The following is a 17003-nucleotide window of genomic DNA, read 5'->3' on the forward strand; positions in this document are numbered from 1 at the left end:
GACCGGGCGCTCCTCGTGCAGGGTCACCTCCTGCTCGGCGTCGGTGAAGTCGGCGTGCCTGCCCGCCGCGCCGCGCTCGGCCTCGGTGATGGGCGTGCGCTCGACCCGCAGCTCCTCGCGCCGGACCGGCACCGACACCTGCTGCTCCTCGGTGACGACGTGCTTGCGCAGCCGGACCTTGCCCGCCTCCTCGGTGCGGGTGCCGACGTTGAGCCGCTCCTCCGAGCGGGTCATGGTGGCCTCGCCGTTGCCCCGGCCTGCGCGCGCGGGCTCGGCCCGGCGCTCGGTGGCCATACCGCGCTGGGTCTGGCCCTGCTCGACCCTGAGCCCGTAGTAGCGGTACAGCTCCATCTCCTCAGCCTCGGAGAGGTGCTGGTCGTGGCCGACGTTCGGTGCATCCTTGATGACCGACTTGTCCTGGGCGAGGACCACCGTGTCACCGTCGGCGCGGGCGTCCTGCAGCGGGACGAAGCTCTCGTTCATCCCGAAGAGGCCGGTGTTGACGGTGACCCACTTGGGCTGCTCGGTCTGGTCGTCGTAGTAGACCTGACCGATCTTGCCGACCTTGTCACCGGACCGGTCGTGCGCGGTCAGACCGATGATGTCCTCAGCTCGCTTCGGAAAACCCATGATGCGTGTTCCTCCTGTTGTGGTCATCGGAGCCGGGTGGCGGGGTCGATCCCGAGTGCTGCGTCGGGCAGGACCCCGGCGCCCCGTTCTTTCCGCCACCTAGGACGTACCCGGCGATCGCGACCTGAACATTGATGCACCCCTTGGGGTGAGAACACGAGTGCGGTGCTGAGCGTCGACATCGGACAGTGTGTGTGCAGGACGCCCCGCTTCGCGCTGACGGGTGGATGTGGCCACAGTCGTGTGACGCAGTGTCCGCCTTTGTGTTCGGCGTGGCCGGGCCGCCACCGCTCCCGCCGCGGTCGGCGCCTACATCGGCGCGGCGTACTTCTTCACCAGTTCCACCAGCTTCGCCAACCCCGCCACCACCGTCGGGCGCGTGTTCAGCGACAGCTTCGCGGGCATCGCGCCGTCCTCGGTCCCCGCCTGGGTCCTCGCCCAGCTCGTCGCCGCCGCGATCGCGGTGCCGCTGCTGCGCGCCCTGTACCCGCACGCCCCGGCACATGCCGAGGACGTCGTCCTGCCCCACCCGGCCAATACCACCGCAGTCCACACAGGAGGAAACGTGTGCGCCAAGGCGTCGGTGTTGTTCGTGTGCGTCCACAACGCGGGCCGCTCCCAGACGGCCGCCGCCTGGCTGGAGCACCTGGCCGGGGACCGGGTGGAGGTCCGCTCCGCCGGGTCCGCGCCCGCCGACGAGGTCAAGTCCCTGGTCGAGGGCCTGATCGCCGACATCGCCCCCGCGCCGACCGCGTGAGCGACCTCAACGCGCCGGATCAGCGGACCGGGGACGGGACGGTGACGGGGGTGGCGCAGCAACCGCCCTGGTCCTCGGCGGGCGCGTCGAACACCCCGGCCCCGCCGCAGACACCCGTCTCGGGCAGCACCAACTCCACCCGCTCGGCCGCCTCCCGGTCCCCGGCCAGGGCGGCGGCGAGGGAGCGGACCTGCTCGTAGCCGGTCATGGCCAGGAACGTCGGCGCGCGGCCGTAGCTCTTCATCCCGGCCAGGAACACACCGGGTTCCGGGTGCGCGAGTTCCTTGACGCCGTGGGGTGGACGGTTCCGCAAGAGTGGGTGTTCGGGTCGATCAGCGGCGCCAACGCCTGCAACGTCGCGTCCAGGTCGAGGCGCACCTCCGACAGCCACGACAGGTCCGGGCGGAACCCGGTCAGCACCACGACCCGGTCGACGCCCTCCACCCGCTGCCCCTCGTCGGACACCAGCGCCACCCGGTCCCGCCCGTCGCGCTCGACGGCCTCGACGCGGAAGCCGGTGACCACCGAGATGTGCCCGGCCTCGACGGCGGCTCGCGCCCGCAGGCCCAGCGCGCCCCGGGCGGGGAGCTGGTCGGCCGCGCCGCCGCCGAACACCGCCCCGACCGCGCCCCGGCGCAGCAGCCAGGTGCTCCTCGTCGAGGTCTCCCGCTCGGCCACCCCGGCGAGGGCCACCAGCGCGGTCAACGCGGAGTGCCCGCTGCCCGCCACCACCACGTGCCCGCCCGCGTACCGCGCGGCGACCCCGGGGTCGGCGAGATCGGGCACCCGGTAGGCGATCCGGTCGGCGGCGGCGGCTTCGCCGATCGCGGGCAGGCCGTCCCCGCCCAGCGGGTTCGGGGAGGTCCACGTGCCGGAGGCGTCGACCACGGCCCGCGGCAATCCGCTCCTCATCGCCGCCCGCGGTGCGCACGTGCACCGTCAACGGCTCGGGACCGCGTCGACGACCCGGTCCCGGCCGCGCCGGGCCACACCGACGACCTCGGCACCGAAGCGCACCCGGTCACCGAGTGCCTCGGCCAGCGGGCGCAGGTACGACCCGGCCCACTCCGCGCCGGTGGGGTGGCCGGCGGGGTGCCGATCGCGCCGCCCCTGGTGGACACCCTGCCCGGGGTGAGGCCGCCACCTACGCCGAGTGGTTCGCCTGCCTCGCCGAGCCCGTCCGCGTCCGCCTGCCGCACGCGGTGGCCACCAGCACCACCGTCGGCGCGCTGACCGCGGTCCTGGGCACCAGCCAGTCCACGACCTCGCACCACCTGCGCAAACTCGCCGACGTCGGTTTCGTGCGGCTGCACAGGGAGGGCACCGCCACGATCGTCACCGTCACCGAGGCCTGCTGCGCCGGGCTCCCGCACGCCGCCGACGCCGACGGCACCTGGACCCCGCAATCGTCGACCTTCACCCGGAACCGCACCAGCATCGCCCTGCACCACTCCGCGGGCTACCGGGCCGTCGGCATCCGCGAGCGCATCGCCCAGGTCGACGGCACCTGGCACGACACCGTCCTCATCGAACGCCGCTCACCCACCGGCTGACACGACAACGGCCCGCCACCGGATCAGTCCCCTGTGGACTCTTCATCCGGGTGCGGGCCGACGGGTGGGGCTCCGCCGAACCGCAGCAGCGGCTCGGCGGAGCCCCACCCGATCCCGGCTCCTAGGATCGGGAGCCGGTTCACAGACGTGCGCGACCGAATCGGTCAGCGACCGAGCAGACCGCCGCCGAGGAGACCGCCGCCCGCACCACCGAGGAGACCGCTGCTCCCGAGGGGGCCACCGTCACCGAGGGGACCGCCGTCACCGAGGGGACCGCCGTCACCGAGCGCGCCGAGCGCACCGAGCAGGCCGAGGGGACCGTTGTCGTCGGCGGCGGCCGGGGCGGCGGAGGCGACACCCGCGGTGGCCATGGACAGGGTGGCGGCGGTGGCCAGCATGGCCAGGGTCGCGGCGGTACGCTTGTGGACGTTCATGAGGTACTCCTTCACCCACCTGCTGCGGTGGGTCCGACGTGGAGACGATGCACATCGTCACCCGGTACGTAGGCCATTCGGCCCAACCTTGGATCTTGGCCGATGGTACATATGGCCCAACGAACGCGAATGGGTGACTCTCCCCGCGGCGGGGTGGCGGCGGTCAGCCGGTCTTGACGGGCTCCTCCTTGGTGCTGAACCCGACCAGGGCGTCGACCACGAGGAACGCGACCAGCGACACCCCGAAGACGGGCAGGAACCAGGCGAGCAGCGCGCCGACGACGACCAGCGGCACCAGCACGGTGGGCGACACCCGCCGCCAGGTGCCGCGGGGCGGGGCCTTGCCGAAGCGGTTGCCGCCGAGCGGGGGCCTGCGCAGCCACCACATCCGGTAGCCCCAGACGACGAGCCCGACGATCGCCAGGGCCAGCGCGGTCAGGACGATCTGGTTGGGCAGGCCGAACAGCATCCCCATGTGCGCGTCGATGCCCCACTTGGTCAGCTTCGCCATCAGCGGGTAGTCGGCGAAGCGCAGGGTGTCGGTGATCTGCCCGGTCGCCGGGTCGACGGCCATGGAGTCCGCCTTGCCCGGCAGGCCCTTCTCCACCTGCGTGACCACGTACGCCTTGCCCGCGGCGGCGGGCACGCGGATCTCGACGGGGTCGGCCAGCCCGGCCGCGGCGGTGGCGGCGCGGACCGCGTCGATGCCGACGTCGGTGCCGGTGGGGGACGGGTCGACGGCGCTGGCGACGGACGGGGTGGTCCAGTCCAGCGCCGTGCGCAGGTCCGAGACGTTCTCCCCCGCGTACGCCGACCAGGTCAACCCGGTGGCGGACAGGAACAGCAGCCCGATCGCGGCCCACACCCCGACCGTGGCGTGGCGGGACACCGTCCGCCCGCGCTTCACGGCGGGACCCGCGGCGGGGTTGTCCCGGCGGGCGAGCCTGCGCAGCACGCGCCGCCTGCCCACCCACAGCCCGAGGCCGACCAGGACGAGCACCCCGAGCCAACTGGCCGCGAGTTCGCTGTAGAGCCTGCCGAACTCGCCGAGGTGCAGGTTGCGGTGCAACCCGCTCAGCCACGCGCGCACGGGCAGGGCCTGGCTGGAGCCGTAGGTTTCCAGCGAGCCGCGGATCTCCCCGTCGTGCGGGTTCACGAAGACCGTCTGGTTGAAGCTGGAGCCCGCGCCGGGGAGGTGGAACACGACCTGGGTGCTGTCGGTCGCGGTCGCCCCGGGGCGCACCGACACCAGCTTGCCCTCCGGCACCTCCTGCCTGGCCAACTCGACCTGCCGCGACAGCGGCACCGACACCTCGGCGGCGGGCACGTGCAGTTCGTGGTCGTGCACGACCTGCTCCAGTTGCGGGGTGTAGATGTAGGCGAGCCCGCTCAGCGCGGCGACCAACAGGAACGGCGCGACCAACACCCCCGCGTAGAAGTGCAGGCGCATCAGCAGCGGTCGGACCCCGGCCCACCCGCCGGTCGCTCGCCGCCGCTGCTGCTCGGGTGGCGGCGCCTCGTGCTCGTCGACGGTCATCCCGGACTCCTTCGCTCGTGCGGTGCTTGGCGAGGTGGTCGGCCCGGGACGGGCGCCGGTTCCCGTGATGTTCACCTTGTGGCGAGGGTGATGGACGGCCCGGTCGCCATCATCGACGGCGCTCAGATCACGGCAGGCGCCTCCGCCGCCACAGCTCCGCAACTAGTCAAGCAGCTTGACTAGTTGCCGGAACGCGGGCACAGTTCGAGCGGACGAGCAGAGGAGATCCACATGACATTCGCCAGTCACACGGCCGAAACCGCGCCCGAGGGTTCCAAGGAGATGGTCGAGGGCGCGCGGAGGAAGTTCGGCTTCGTCCCCGCACCCGTCGCGCGGATCGCCGAGTCGCCGGAACTGCTGGCGACCTTCCTGGGCAACACCGCCGCGTTCGACCGCTCGTCGCTCGGCACCCTGGAGCGCGAGGTCGTCATCATGACCCTCGCGACCCGGGTGGAGTGCCACTACTGCGTGGCGCTGCACTCGGCGACGATGACCCGCCAGGCGGTCGACGCGGAGGTCATCGCGGCGCTGCGCGAGGGCAGACCGCTCGCCGACACCAAGCTGGAGGCGTTGCGCCGGTTCACCGACGCGGTGCTGGCGACCGGCGGCGGCGTGGCCGAGGAGGACCTCAACGCGTTCTTCGCCGCGGGCCACGACCGGCGCAACGCCCTGGACGTGGTGCTCGGCGTCGGCACGTACACGCTGTCCACGTTCGCCAACCGGCTGACCGGCGCCCCGCTCGACGCAGCCTTCGAGGCGCACCGCTGGGAACCTCACCACACCGGGCGCAGCGCCACCGCCTGACCGGAGTCGGCGACGATCCGCCGCAGGTCGGCGCGCAGGTGGTCGACCCGGTCGGCCCCGATCAGGTCGACCCAGCGCGCCTCGACCTCACCCCAGCGCCGCACCACGCTCGCCACGCACGCCCGGCCCCGCGGCGCCAGCACGACCATCCTGCTGCGGCGGTCGGTCGGGTGCGGCCCGCGCTCGACGTAGCCGCGCTGCTCCAGCTCGTCCACCAACTGGACGGCGGCCTGCTTGGTCACCCCGAGGTGGGCCCCCAACTCGACCGCGGTGGCCCCCACCTCGCACTGCGACAGGTACTGGAAGACGAACCCGTGCGCGGGCCGGACGTCGTCGAACCCCTCCGCGGCAAGGGATTCGTGCACCTGGTCCATGACGGTGCGGAACGCCATGGCCAGCAGGGCGGGGATTTCGGCGGTCAACGGCCCCTCCGGTGGTCGAGCACCTCAACGTCGTGCTGCCGCAACGGTACGCGTCATCGGCGTGCCCGTTGCCACGGTGGATCACACGCCCAGCGATCAGCCGTCGCCTGATTCCGGTCGAACGAGTCGGAACAGGTGCGGTCGACAGAGGACTGGCGCGCGAGTGGGGTCGGCGGGAAACCCTCCCAGGGAGGCCGAGGGATCAGCGACGTCCCGCCAGCCACCCGGCGCCGCCGCGCTCCACTGAGGACGCACACTCGGCTGGACCCCGTTCCTGGCGTTCCACGACCGACCACCGCTCTCGCGGTCCCCCCGGCACTTCGCCACTCGCCCATCCCGGGAACGCAGAAGCCCTCCCCCTCTGATCGAGGGGGAGGGCTGTGTCACCTGCGCACAAGCGCTGGTGGGCGATACTGGGATTGAACCAGTGACCCCTACCGTGTCAAGGTAGTGCTCTCCCACTGAGCTAATCGCCCGAGGCGGAGGCGGGAATCGAACCCGCGTACAGGGCTTTGCAGGCCCTTGCCTAAGCCACTCGGCCACTCCGCCAGCGTTCTGGAGCCTGGGGCCCCAGGGGACCGGCCGTGGCCGAACCACTTCCGAGCGGATGACGAGATTCGAACTCGCGACCCTCACCTTGGCAAGGTGATGCGCTACCAGCTGCGCTACATCCGCGTACTCCGCGACTTCCGGGGCCTGGTGTCCCCGTCCGCCGTGGTGTGAGGAGAACTCTATCCGATGCCCGATCCGGGCTCCAAATCGGGGGTCGGGTTGAGCTGTTCCCTCAGGTCAGATCGGTTGAGATGAGGTGCGTGAGCGCCTCGTCGACGTCGACCCACAGGTGTTCGTTGCCGGGGACGACCACGTCGTAGGTGCGGTCGAGGAAGTCGGCGAGTTCCTGGGCGGACGCCTCGAAGACGGCGTGGCCGGAGGGGGAGCTCAGCTCGATGACGACGACCTCGGGGTCGTCGACGGCCGGGCGGATGCGCACGTCGCCGTCACCCGCTTCGGCGATGAGGCCGTCGGCCAGCAGGTCGCGGGAGAAGACCCACTCGACCCAGCCCGCGCGGCCGGTGCGGAAGGCCGCCACCACCGCGTACGGGTCGCGCGTGTCGTAGCGCAGCTCGACCTTCACCGGGACCGCCGGGGTCCTCGGCGCCAACAGGTCGAACACCGCTGTCGACCGCAGCGTGACGTGATCGTTTCGCATCGTCGCTACCCTTCTGCTCCCTTCCCAGCCAAACGACTGAGGCACATCGTTGTGACGCCCCAGCGCCGGGATCCGAACGCGGATCGCGGTGAGATCACCCGTCCGGCCCACACCCCAGTGCGTAGTGCAGTCGAGCCTGCGCACCCGGTGATCGGCCCGCGTGGAGGCACTTCCATATTGACCGGTTTCCCACGGCAGGGGTAGCTGCGGGCGCACGAATTATCGGGACCGTTTATGTACCAGTCCGCCAATACCGCGCTGACCTGCGGACGGGGTGGTGATCTGTGGGCAGGACCACCTGGTTGGCCCAGGTCAGGCGGTCGCGGGTGCCCCGTACGCCCGCAGGCGGCAGAATGTGGGCGACAAGCGAGGAAGGTGGTGAACCGGTGACCAACGAGACCCGCCGGAAAGGCCCCATTCGACCCGACTGGGCCGATCGGAACCCCACCACCCGCGCCGTTTGGCGTACCGGGGTGGGTGTCGTCGGCACCCTGGTCCTGGTCGTGGGTGTGATCCTCATCCCCTACCCCGGCCCCGGCTGGGTGGTGGTCTTCGGCGGCCTCGCCATCCTCGCCACCGAGTTCACCTGGGCCCGCCGCATCCTCACCTACGCCCGGGGCAAGTACGACGCCTGGACCGACTGGCTCAAGCGCCAGAGCCTGCTCGTCCGCTTCCTGGTACTCGCCGCCACCGCCCTCATCGTCGTGGCCACCCTCTGGCTCCTGAACGCGTTCGCGCTGGTCGGCGGCTGGTTCGGCATCCACTGGGCCTGGTTGTCCTCCCCCCTGTTCAACTGACGCGCACCACCCTGCTAACCTTCTCACCATCGACGCGGGAAACCGCGCCGGGCGATTAGCTCAGCGGGAGAGCACTTCGTTCACACCGAAGGGGTCACTGGTTCGATCCCAGTATCGCCCACGCAGGTCAGAGGCCCGGCAGCCATCAGGTTGCCGGGCCTCTGCCGTGGAGTACAGCAGCGAAGTACAGCAGTGAGCCGCTCAGCCGTCCAGGCTATCCCCGAGCTTCTTGAGCGCCGCTCGCGTCGCTTCGTCGGAGGCGTCGGTATAGATCTCCATCGTCACCGTGAACTGTGCGTGCCGCAAAATGCGCATCGCCACTCTCGGGTGAACGTCCAGGTCGGCCAGCAAGGACGCACAGGTCCGCCGAGCCGAGCGGCTGGAGATCAGCGGAACACCGGCCTTGCGGACGCGGGTCGCCCAGGAGCGGTTGAAGTTGCGCGGCTCGATCGGCGTGCCGTGACCGGTGGTGAACATCAGCCCGCACTCCTGCCATGTGATGTCCGCCTCCACCCGGTCCTCCGCACGCCGACGCTTCCGCAGCTGCAGCGCGGTCGACACGATGCCCGGCATCGGCAGGGAGTCGTCGGAGGCCTCCGTCTTGGTCTCCCGGTGATAGAGCTTGCCATCCACCCGCTGCAACTGGTAACGGATGTCGATCTCGGCCGCCTCGAAGTCCACCGAGTCCAGCGGCAGACCCAACGCCTCCCCCCGACGCAGACCGAGCACCAGGACGAGCACGTACGCGGCGTAGAGGGGATCGTTGTCCCTCCGTGCCGACTCCAGGAACCTGCGTGCTTCATCGCTGGTCCAGCGCCTCCGCTTGGGCTTGCGGACCGCCCTGAGCTTCACTGCGGCTGCCGCGTTGCGGACCACCAACTCCTCGGCCAAGGCGTCGGACAGCGCGGACCTCAACGTAGCCCGCACGTCACTCACCGAGCGGGCCGACAACCTGCCCTCACAGCACCTGCCCACCGCGCAGCACCGGCGCTTGTCCTCCGGCCGGGCCTGGTCCTTGCCCTGCGTGCAGCACTGGCAGCGGGCGGCGAGGTTGTTCGCCCACTTCTGCACATCACGGGTGGTCAACCGGTCCAGGCGCTTGTCCCCCAATTCCGGGAGGATGTGCAGCCGGATGTGACCAGAGTAGGTGGACAAGGTCAACGGCGCCGCCGTCGGGGCAATCACCTCCCGGAGCCATTCCGTCAGGTAGCGCTCGACGGTGTGCTTGCCGTCGGTGACCTTGTTCTCGCGCGCGGCCTGGTGGAGCTTCAACCACTTCTCGTGCACGATGTCACGGGTTCCGCCGTACACGTACTTGCGCTTGCGCTCTCCCCCGGGCAGATCAACCCAGACATACGCCGCGTAGCCGTTGCGGTACGGGTAGATGGACCCTTCGCCATTGGCGCGTGCCTTCCCTGCCATCACGCCACATCCGAGGTGACACGGTGGATGTACTCGTCAACCCACTCCGGCAAGATGCGCCTGCTGCCGCCCACCTTGACCGATCGGATCGCACGCGAGGCAATCAGCATCTTCGTCTTCGACAAACCAAAGCCCAGCAGGACGGCAACTTCAGCCACCGTGTGCCACTTCGCAGCAATGAACCGTCCATTTTCACTCACGATGAGTCTCCTTTCGATACTTGCGGGCGCGTTCGAGTTGTGTGCGTTCGGCGATCGCGGCAGCCAGCTCGCGTTCTGCGTCGTCGCGGTAGCCGGTGCCGTGGAAGTCCCAGTGCCCGATGAGGAGGGTGGTGTGCGGGTCGAGTTCGGCGGCGGTGAGGGATTCGTGGAGGCGGTAGGCGCGGCGGTCGCCTCGGATGGTCTTGAAGGTGGTGGAGTAGGCGCGGGATTTGGTGAGGAAGTGGCCCCGGAAGGCCAGCATGTGCGCCCAGCGGCGCAGTTTCAGGGTTTCGTACTGGGGCAGTGCCCCCAGGTCCCACGCGGTCTGAATCATGCGTTTGTGGTGGGTGGACACGCGCAGGAAGTCGATGTCCATTTGCGACCGTATGGGGCGGTCGGCGGCTTCGGACTTGCCGGTGCCTTTGGTGGCGTACTTGGCGACGTACCCGGCGAGTTTGGCTTCGCTGATCTGCCCGGCCCCGTCCTCGACCTCTCCGGCGACCACGGGCCGGATGTCGACCTGCGACCCCCACACCAGGTGCAGGGGGGTGCCGTCCGGGCGGGTGGTGGCGACGAGGGAATCAGCTGCGGCGAGACGCACGGCTCCGTCGAGCAGGGTCGGTGTGGCCCACGCGGGGGGCGGGTCCTGGGGTCCTTCGGGGCCGTCGAGGCGGATCACGGCGTGGAAGTGCACGAGGCCGCGCCGCTGGTATTCGGCGACCTTGCCGAAGGACACCCGGGCGAGTTCCTTGAACCGCTTGATCGTCAGCCCGGCTATCTGCGCGCAGGCGCGGGTGAGGCGCCGGGTGAACTCCGACCACAGCTTGCCCGTGTTGGCCTGCCAGAGCACCGTGCCGACGTAGTCGTAGGTGTCGGGGGTGATCGGTGCACCAAGCCGGGTGTCGGCTTCGTGGTGGGTCTCTCCGCACGGGCAGCGGCGGGTCTTGCCCGAGGCGGTGGTGACCCGGTTATGGACCGGGCCGAAGGAGGGGGCGGTGAGGGTGACGAACGCCCGGGGGTGGCCGGTGACGGTCTCGGGGACGCCCTTGTGTCCACCGGAAAGGCCCGCGCGGACGAGGTGGAAGGCGTCGGCGGCGTAGCGCTGCGAGCAGGTCGGGCAGACGCTCTCCCGCCTGTTGTTGCAGGGGACGAGGACATCGCCCCGGTGGGTGTGGATGACGCGGTCGGTGGTGGTGTCCACCAGGTGGTAACCACCCTTGAGGTGCACCGGTTTGGCGCACCCGCCGATGCCCTGCACCTTGGCCCGCCAGTCGCGATAGTCCGCCGCGCGGATGCGATCGGCGATGCGGTCTTCCAGAGTGTGCACGAGAGAACCTCCTTCGGTGCATAAGAATGGGCGGGCCATGACAACAAGGGTCACGGCCCGCCCGGGGTGGACAGTGGGTGGTTCAGAACTTGTGCTGGCGCAGCACTTCCCGGAAGTCCAACCAGGACAAGGTGTCCGGGTTCGGGTCGGACGGGGAGCGGGAGTCGAACAGGATCAGGTTCGTGCTCTCGCCGTCCACGAGGTAGCCAGCGCGGTGGTACTCGACCAGGAGGCCGTGTTCGAGCATGAAGTGGGCGGCCTCCTGGTCGGCGGGGTTGAGCCACTGCCAGACCTTGGGGCGGTAGGGGCTCCATGCCCAGCGTGTACCGCCGACCGTGAGGCCGAGGCAGTCCCGTTCGGCGTGACGGGAGACGGCGAGCAGGCTGTCACGCTGCTGTGGCGAGGACGGCCGCCAGGTGAGCGGAAGGTCGTACACGGGCTTCTCCAGTTCGGGCGAGGTCAGGCGGCCAGGTCGGCCAGGACAAGTGCGGCGGTCGTGACCGGGAGGTCGACGACCCGGGTGACGTCGGCGACGGTGGGGGTGCGCCCGGCCGCGCGGGCGGCGTCGACTTCGGCGCGGACCTGGGCGAGCACGACAGGGGGAAGCTTGGGCCGAGTGGTCGGGGTGGAGGTGGGGGCGGTGGTGGGTCGAGCGGGTTCGGGGAGCGTCGCGGGAGAGGTTCGCAGGGGTTCCTGCTGCGCCTGGTGGTCGTCGACAGGAGCGGGCACGGTGAACCCGGGGGCGGTCTTGGCCTGGGTGCAGAGCTGTTGCACTACAGGCATGACTTCGGCGAGGAAGAACACGACCAGGGGGATGACCAGGTGCACGAACGCGGCGCCGAGGCTGAACCGCTCCCCCTCGGGTGGGCGGATGGTGGGGTAGACGTTCATGAACAGGGTCGCCCCCAGCAGGATGCGTTTCAGCGTGGTGGCGGCGCGGGCGGTGACGTGCAGGCCCCTGGCGAGCATTTCCGCTTCCCAGCGGAGCAGGGTGACCAGGATGCCCGCGAACGCGGGTTCGACGAGCCAGGCGGCCCACCAGGCGGGGTCTGCGGGGGTGCGGCCGTTGGCGAGGAACGCCTGGACCCCGGCGGTGGTGTAGCCCAGGCCGCAGCACAGGAAGAACCACAGGGACCGGGTGATGGAGACCCGCAGGCGTTCCACGCGGATGGCGTTGAGCAGCGGGTCCGCCATCAGCGGTGCCATCTGCCGGGCTTCTGCCAGGTCGTCCCCGAGCTTGCGCACGGCCCGGGTGATCCCGTTGCCCTCCTCGGTTCCCTCCTTTCCGGACATGCGGGGGTACCTCCTTTCGTTGCTGTTGTGGTTGTTCCCGGCCAGGGGGTGGCGGGGTGTTACGTCGTGCGCAGGGAGCGCAGTGCCGACCAGCGGGCCAGCAGGGCGCGGCCGGTGGCGGTCAACCGCAGCGGGGTCACCGGTTTGCGGGTGATGCCCCATTTGCAGTCGAGGGTGTCGCGGCGCGGGGACCGTTCGACGTAGCCGGTGGCGATCAGGTGGTGCACCACGTCGGCGTCGTGGATTTCCCGTGCACGGCCGGTGTCACCGTCGATCGTGACGACCCGGTCGGTGTCGTCGAGCAGGCCCAGCGTGTGGGAGGTGATGTCGGTGAGGATGTCCACGGCGACACCCGGGGTCATGCCGGACGGGGTGCGAGCCGCAGTGCGGGTCGGGGTGGGCGGTGCCGCGCACTGCCGGGCCGGGGCGGGTGCGTCATCCACGGCGAACAGGTCGAACTGATCGGAGCTGGCGGGGTTGGTGTGTCGTGCCATGAGCTGTTCTCCTCACTGTCAGATCAGATCGGGTCAGCGGTAGCGACCCCACACGGCGGTCTCCACCCGGGCGAGGAAGTTGCTGCCCTGCCAGGTGAGGGTGTATTCGTGGGCGGGGGTGGGTTCGTCCTCGTTGTCGGGGCGGACGGTGAGGGGGCCAAGGTCGCGCACGTACCCGCCGTCGATCAGCGACCCGACCGTGGCGAGGTCGCCGGAGTCGACCCGCGACCATCCGGTGATCTCGTCGTAGATGAACGCCGCGCTGGCGGTCGCGGACACGGCCAAGCCGGTGCCGCGCGCGGCGTTCAGCAGGGTCCACAGCAACACTGTGGTGTCGAAGTCGCGGCCCTCGAAGTAGTTCCCGGTTTCGGCGGTGCTCATCGGCGTGCCTTGACCGTGGTGGGAGGCTTGTCGGCGCCCTCGCGGCGGGCCAAGTCGACCAGGACCAGGCGGGCGCCGAGGAAGACCCCGAGGGTGACCGAGGCGATGATCCAGAACAGCAGCGTCGGCCCCTGGGCGAACAGGACCAGCGCGGCGAGGGCGATACCGGGGGTGGTGACGGTGGCGGTCTTGTAGGTCGACCAGATGCGGAAACCCAGTGTCCACAGAGACATGACGAGTCACTCCTAACGCGTGGTGGTGAGGTGCTCCAGCAGGGCTCTGCCGGTGGGGGTGATGGTGTATTCGAGTACGGCGATCGGTTCGGCGTCATCGGTCAACAACGCCCGGTAGGTGGTGTCCTCCAGCAGGAACCAGTGGTCCCACAGCTCACTGGCCGCGTCACGCAGTTCCGCCGACACCAGGGACAACCGGCCGTCAACCAACCGGTAGGTTTCGCCCGCGTCGTGGAACAACTCCCCCGCCACGGCCAGTTCCAACACGGCGACCATGTCCGGCGCCTCGCACAACCCCAGGGCGAGGAACTCCTGCGTCGAGGGCGTCATGACTGGTGCCGGTCGAGCAGGGCGAGTCCGGTGGTGGTGGGGACGAACTGCCACACGGTGACCTCACCGTCCTCGGTGGGCAGGGTCTGACCGGGGCCACCGGCCATGATGAGGAACCCGAAGGCGATCAGGTCGAGCGTCACCTCCAGCTCCGACGACAGCACCCGAACCAACCGCCTCTCGGTTCGTACGAAGACGGCATCGGAGGTGATGAACACGGTGGTGTCGGTGCCGAACAGCTCACCCCGCGAGGCGCGGCGGATCACCGTCGCCGCACGCTCGCGCATCTCCCACATGGTCATGTATTCGCGCAGGGTCGGCATGCTCAGGCCACCTGCCCGTGACCGTCGCACCCGTCGCAGGTCTGCGCGGTGTTCAGGCCGTGGCAGTCGCCGCAGAGCCGAGCCAGGCCCACCCCGTGGCAGACGTGGCAGGTGTCCCCACCGCCGGGGGCCGGGATGAACTCGGTGCCGGTGCAGCACTCGCAGGTGTCGAGCATGTCGGTGAGGTCGAGGGCGGAGCCGAGCGGCCAGGGCTTCGGGCGTTCAGTGGTCGGCCTGTGCAGGATCGTGGTCATGGGTGGTTTCCGTTTCTACGTTGAGGCGAACAGCGACAGCTGTTCGGGGGTGCGGTGCGCAGTGGTGATCCGGGGGCGTCGGCGCGGCGGGACGTGACGAGAGCAGTTGGTGCGGTTGGTCGCAGTGGCTGCTGTGAGAACCTTTTGTCGCCACTGCAGGGCGTAGGGCAGGCAGTTCGCGCAGTTCTTGCCGCCTCGGGGGTGGTTGGTGCCGCAGAGGATGAGCCGGTTGTCCGGGTGTTTCTGGGCTGCGTAGAACGCATCCGCCGACCAGGCAAGAGAGTCAGTCGAGGTGACCAGGTCGCCATAGAGGCGCAGTCCGAGGATCTTGGCGCCGAGGATGTGCAGGTGGCGCAGTCCACGGGCGCGCAGAGCGAGGATGATGCGGTGGGCTTCGTCGGTGCCTTGGCGGCGACACATGGACCCCACCAACACGAGTGGTTCGGTGGTGAGGTCGATCCCGGCCGCAAGGTACATGTCGACGTGGCGCAGATAGTCCTCGACCGTGTCGCCCTGCACCGCCCACCGCCAGGGCAGATCGGGGGCGATCGTCTTCAAGGTGACCGCGTTGTCGGTGCTGAGTTGCTGGTGTCGCGCGACGCTGAGCCCGGTTCCGACGAACACCTGCCGCCCCACTCGGCCGCCGGAGATGACGATGGGCTCGCACATCCAATCCTGCGGTGCCGCCCACATCAGCAGGCCGATCTCATCCCGGTAACGGCGGACCCGCGCGGCGTAGTCCTGCGGGGTGATCGTCCACTTCCCGTGCTTCTGCAGTTGAGTGAAGCCCCCGCTGTCAAGTGCCCACGCAGCAGCTGCGCGCGGCAGGGTCTTGCGGTCCCGCAACCGAGTGTCGGAGACGAACAGCGGCACTCCGGCCGTCTCCAACCACTTCGGTTGATGAGTACCCAGCAGGAAACTGGATACCTCGGGGTACGTCACCGGCTCACACAGCGCGGTGCTCACTACCGGGCCTTCTCCGCGCGGGTGCTGAACAGCTTCGTGCTGAACAGCACGGTGAGCACCAGGGCGACGAACAGGGCGAACGCGGGGATGTCGGCGACGGTGCCGATCTGCCCACCGGCAGGGACGATCAGGAGCCCGGCCGCGACCAGGCGCACGAAGTTGGCGATCATCAGGCGACCACTTTCAGGGAGGCCCCGGGGTGACCGGGGGAAACGAACCGCACGAACTCGGCGAGTTCGGCGTCAGTGACGTAGGCGGCGCGGACCCGGATCGGGACGCGGGTGCGCTGGTCCATCACGAACCCGATCCCGGCGGTTTCGGCGGGGATGTTGGGGATCTCATCGGCCAGGGCGCCACGGGCACGGGCGTTGTCGCCGAGGACCATGTCCACCTGACCGGACGCGGTGACCCGCAAACACACCTTGAAGGTGAACAGGTCCCGGATCGGGACGGTGTCCTTCGTGGGTTCCTGCACCAAGCCCCACATCCGCGACAGCGTCGCCCGCCCCTGGGTGGCGATGACCGCCAAGTCGCGGCGAACCAGGCGCATGATGTCGCCGTAGGCGGTGATCGCCCCGAGTTCATCCAGGATCAGCAGATCCAGCGGGGTTTCCCGCGACGGGGTGATCGAGCGGAGCCCGGCGGCGGACATGGCCGCCTGCTTGGCCTCCATCTCCTTGCGGAATTCCTTGATCAGGTCGGCGATCGTGTACGCGCCGTCCTCGACATCGGTTTCAGTGCTGGTCGCGTACTTGTAGGCGACCGGGGCCAGCGCGGAGAACTCCAGTTGCTTGGGGTCAGCGATCCACAATCGCACCACCCCATCGCGCACCAACGGTGCGATACCGCGCAGCATCGACGCCGGGATCGAGTTCTTCCCCGCCCCGGTCGCCCCGGCGATGAACACGTGATCCCCGGTCAACGACACCGTCAGGTCCGTGCCGTACTCGGTCTCCCCCACATACACCCGGTCCAGGTCGACCTCCCGGACATCACCGGGCATCTCCGGTGCCGGGATCACCTCGGTGAACGGCTCAGAGCGTTGGATCACCAGGTTGATCACCCGGGGTTTGACCTTGGCCACACCCAGGCGCACGGCCTTGAGTGCCTCGGTCAGGACCGGCAGCTGCTGTTCCCAGGTGCTCACCGCCTGCCCGGGGACCATCTTCACCGTGATCACGTCCGTGGTCGGCGTCCACGACCGGACCCGCAGGATGCGCGGACGCCGGACCTCCCCGGTTCTGCGGTTCTCGGTGGTGAGACCGCAGTCCTCCACCGCGTTGCGCCACCGCCACCCCATGTACGTCCACCAGCGGCGCCGCCACGCCCGCAGTACCGGGGCCGCGAACCGGTCGAAGCTGTCCGGGTGACCCCGGTACCACCCGGTGCACACCGCCGCACCCGCCGCCAACGCCACCCCACCGACACCGGCCGTGGTGTCCACCCCGAACAGTGCCGCCGAGGTCGGCAGACCGGTCGGCAACGCCAACCACCCGGGGTGGCGCACCATCCACGTCGCCGCCCGGAACTCGATCCCCTTGCGCCGCTTGCTCTGCTGCTCCGCCATTCCTCACTCCCTTCTTGTCCTCCGACAGCGACCGGCCCCACACACCACCTGGTGCATGGGGCCGGTCAC

General features: G+C 69.8%; 21 protein-coding genes, 4 tRNA genes and 3 pseudogenes. 5 read left to right on the forward strand and 23 right to left on the reverse strand.

Going from position 1 to position 17003, the window contains the following annotated elements:
• Window positions 1–630 (reverse strand): DUF2382 domain-containing protein (locus tag L6E12_RS25970; protein ID WP_236230536.1); only part of this gene is annotated, 630 nt, incomplete at its 3' end.
• Window positions 631–1195: 565 nt separating this feature from the next.
• Here L6E12_RS25970 and L6E12_RS25975 point away from each other — a divergent pair.
• A pseudogene (locus L6E12_RS25975) lies at window positions 1196–1366 on the forward strand (low molecular weight phosphatase family protein); the annotation flags it as partial.
• A 40-nt stretch (window positions 1367–1406) separates the two neighbouring features.
• On the opposite strand, the pseudogene L6E12_RS25980 reads toward L6E12_RS25975, so the two are convergent.
• Window positions 1407–2473 (reverse strand): annotated as a pseudogene (locus L6E12_RS25980) (flavoprotein); the annotation flags it as partial.
• A 47-nt stretch (window positions 2474–2520) separates the two neighbouring features.
• Here L6E12_RS25980 and L6E12_RS25985 point away from each other — a divergent pair.
• A pseudogene (locus L6E12_RS25985) lies at window positions 2521–2940 on the forward strand (helix-turn-helix domain-containing GNAT family N-acetyltransferase); the annotation flags it as partial.
• Window positions 2941–3104: 164 nt separating this feature from the next.
• Here the strand turns inward: L6E12_RS25985 and L6E12_RS25990 are convergent.
• Window positions 3105–3374, reverse strand: coding sequence for a hypothetical protein (locus tag L6E12_RS25990; protein WP_236230537.1), 270 nt, complete (start codon window positions 3372–3374; stop codon window positions 3105–3107).
• 163 nt (window positions 3375–3537) lie between these two features.
• On the reverse strand, window positions 3538–4911 hold the full coding sequence (locus L6E12_RS25995; protein WP_236230538.1) for a PepSY domain-containing protein: 1374 nt from the start codon (window positions 4909–4911) through the stop codon (window positions 3538–3540).
• Between the two features lie 231 nt (window positions 4912–5142).
• Between L6E12_RS25995 and L6E12_RS26000 the strand changes: the two genes are divergently transcribed.
• Window positions 5143–5715: a carboxymuconolactone decarboxylase family protein gene (locus L6E12_RS26000; RefSeq protein ID WP_236230539.1), complete on the forward strand. Its 573-nt coding sequence runs from the start codon at window positions 5143–5145 to the stop codon at window positions 5713–5715.
• Here the strand turns inward: L6E12_RS26000 and L6E12_RS26005 are convergent.
• From L6E12_RS26005 to L6E12_RS26025, 5 genes are all read right to left on the reverse strand, one after another.
• Window positions 5685–6137 (reverse strand): MarR family winged helix-turn-helix transcriptional regulator, encoded by a 453-nt coding sequence (locus tag L6E12_RS26005; RefSeq protein ID WP_236230540.1) that lies wholly within the window; start codon window positions 6135–6137, stop codon window positions 5685–5687. The genes L6E12_RS26000 and L6E12_RS26005 overlap by 31 nt on opposite strands.
• A gap of 401 nt (window positions 6138–6538) precedes the next feature.
• Window positions 6539–6613 (reverse strand) — tRNA-Val (locus L6E12_RS26010).
• A gap of 1 nt (window position 6614) precedes the next feature.
• Window positions 6615–6686, reverse strand: a tRNA-Cys gene (locus tag L6E12_RS26015).
• A gap of 53 nt (window positions 6687–6739) precedes the next feature.
• Window positions 6740–6812 (reverse strand) — tRNA-Gly (locus L6E12_RS26020).
• Window positions 6813–6921: 109 nt separating this feature from the next.
• Window positions 6922–7347, reverse strand: coding sequence for an SsgA family sporulation/cell division regulator (locus tag L6E12_RS26025; RefSeq protein ID WP_035281092.1), 426 nt, complete (start codon window positions 7345–7347; stop codon window positions 6922–6924).
• Window positions 7348–7733: 386 nt separating this feature from the next.
• On the opposite strand from L6E12_RS26025, the gene L6E12_RS26030 reads away from it, so the two are divergent.
• Together L6E12_RS26030 and L6E12_RS26035 are read left to right on the forward strand one after the other, a co-directional pair.
• The gene (locus L6E12_RS26030; protein ID WP_308075306.1) at window positions 7734–8144 is read left to right on the forward strand and encodes a TIGR02611 family protein; all 411 of its coding nucleotides are present in this window, start codon (window positions 7734–7736) and stop codon (window positions 8142–8144) included.
• Between the two features lie 49 nt (window positions 8145–8193).
• Window positions 8194–8265 (forward strand) — tRNA-Val (locus L6E12_RS26035).
• An 80-nt stretch (window positions 8266–8345) separates the two neighbouring features.
• On the opposite strand, the gene xerC is transcribed toward L6E12_RS26035, so the two are convergent.
• From xerC to L6E12_RS26105, 14 genes are read right to left on the reverse strand one after another with little or no spacing between them, the layout of a single operon-like run.
• A complete protein-coding gene (gene xerC, locus L6E12_RS26040; protein ID WP_236230542.1) occupies window positions 8346–9566 on the reverse strand; it encodes a tyrosine recombinase XerC in 1221 nt (406 codons plus the stop codon).
• Window positions 9566–9766, reverse strand: a complete 201-nt coding sequence (locus L6E12_RS34870) for an excisionase family DNA-binding protein (protein WP_236230543.1) — start codon at window positions 9764–9766, stop codon at window positions 9566–9568. Before L6E12_RS34870 ends, xerC begins: the two co-directional genes overlap by 1 nt.
• Entirely contained in the window at window positions 9759–11132 is a 1374-nt protein-coding gene (locus tag L6E12_RS26050; protein ID WP_236230544.1) for a replication initiator, read from the reverse strand. The genes L6E12_RS34870 and L6E12_RS26050 overlap by 8 nt, the downstream gene beginning before the upstream one ends.
• A gap of 43 nt (window positions 11133–11175) precedes the next feature.
• Window positions 11176–11529: a hypothetical protein gene (locus tag L6E12_RS26055; protein ID WP_236230545.1), complete on the reverse strand. Its 354-nt coding sequence runs from the start codon at window positions 11527–11529 to the stop codon at window positions 11176–11178.
• 23 nt (window positions 11530–11552) lie between these two features.
• Window positions 11553–12386, reverse strand: a complete 834-nt coding sequence (locus L6E12_RS26060) for a hypothetical protein (protein ID WP_236230546.1) — start codon at window positions 12384–12386, stop codon at window positions 11553–11555.
• 59 nt (window positions 12387–12445) lie between these two features.
• Entirely contained in the window at window positions 12446–12880 is a 435-nt protein-coding gene (locus L6E12_RS26065) for a hypothetical protein (RefSeq protein ID WP_236230547.1), read from the reverse strand.
• Between the two features lie 33 nt (window positions 12881–12913).
• Entirely contained in the window at window positions 12914–13261 is a 348-nt protein-coding gene (locus L6E12_RS26070; protein WP_236230548.1) for a hypothetical protein, read from the reverse strand.
• The gene (locus L6E12_RS26075) at window positions 13258–13494 is read right to left on the reverse strand and encodes a hypothetical protein (RefSeq protein WP_236230549.1); all 237 of its coding nucleotides are present in this window, start codon (window positions 13492–13494) and stop codon (window positions 13258–13260) included. Before L6E12_RS26075 ends, L6E12_RS26070 begins: the two co-directional genes overlap by 4 nt.
• A 12-nt stretch (window positions 13495–13506) precedes the next feature.
• Window positions 13507–13824, reverse strand: a complete 318-nt coding sequence (locus L6E12_RS26080) for a hypothetical protein (protein ID WP_236230550.1) — start codon at window positions 13822–13824, stop codon at window positions 13507–13509.
• Window positions 13821–14147, reverse strand: a complete 327-nt coding sequence (locus L6E12_RS26085; protein WP_236230551.1) for a hypothetical protein — start codon at window positions 14145–14147, stop codon at window positions 13821–13823. Before L6E12_RS26085 ends, L6E12_RS26080 begins: the two co-directional genes overlap by 4 nt.
• A 2-nt stretch (window positions 14148–14149) precedes the next feature.
• Window positions 14150–14401, reverse strand: coding sequence for a hypothetical protein (locus L6E12_RS26090; protein ID WP_236230552.1), 252 nt, complete (start codon window positions 14399–14401; stop codon window positions 14150–14152).
• A gap of 15 nt (window positions 14402–14416) precedes the next feature.
• On the reverse strand, window positions 14417–15367 hold the full coding sequence (locus tag L6E12_RS26095; RefSeq protein WP_236230553.1) for a hypothetical protein: 951 nt from the start codon (window positions 15365–15367) through the stop codon (window positions 14417–14419).
• Entirely contained in the window at window positions 15367–15537 is a 171-nt protein-coding gene (locus L6E12_RS26100) for a hypothetical protein (protein WP_236230554.1), read from the reverse strand. Before L6E12_RS26100 ends, L6E12_RS26095 begins: the two co-directional genes overlap by 1 nt.
• On the reverse strand, window positions 15537–16934 hold the full coding sequence (locus tag L6E12_RS26105; protein ID WP_236230555.1) for an FtsK/SpoIIIE domain-containing protein: 1398 nt from the start codon (window positions 16932–16934) through the stop codon (window positions 15537–15539). The genes L6E12_RS26100 and L6E12_RS26105 overlap by 1 nt, the downstream gene beginning before the upstream one ends.
• Window positions 16935–17003 lie beyond the last annotated feature (69 nt).

This window comes from Actinokineospora sp. PR83, from assembly GCF_021056305.1.
In the GTDB taxonomy this organism is placed as follows: domain Bacteria; phylum Actinomycetota; class Actinomycetes; order Mycobacteriales; family Pseudonocardiaceae; genus Actinokineospora; species Actinokineospora spheciospongiae.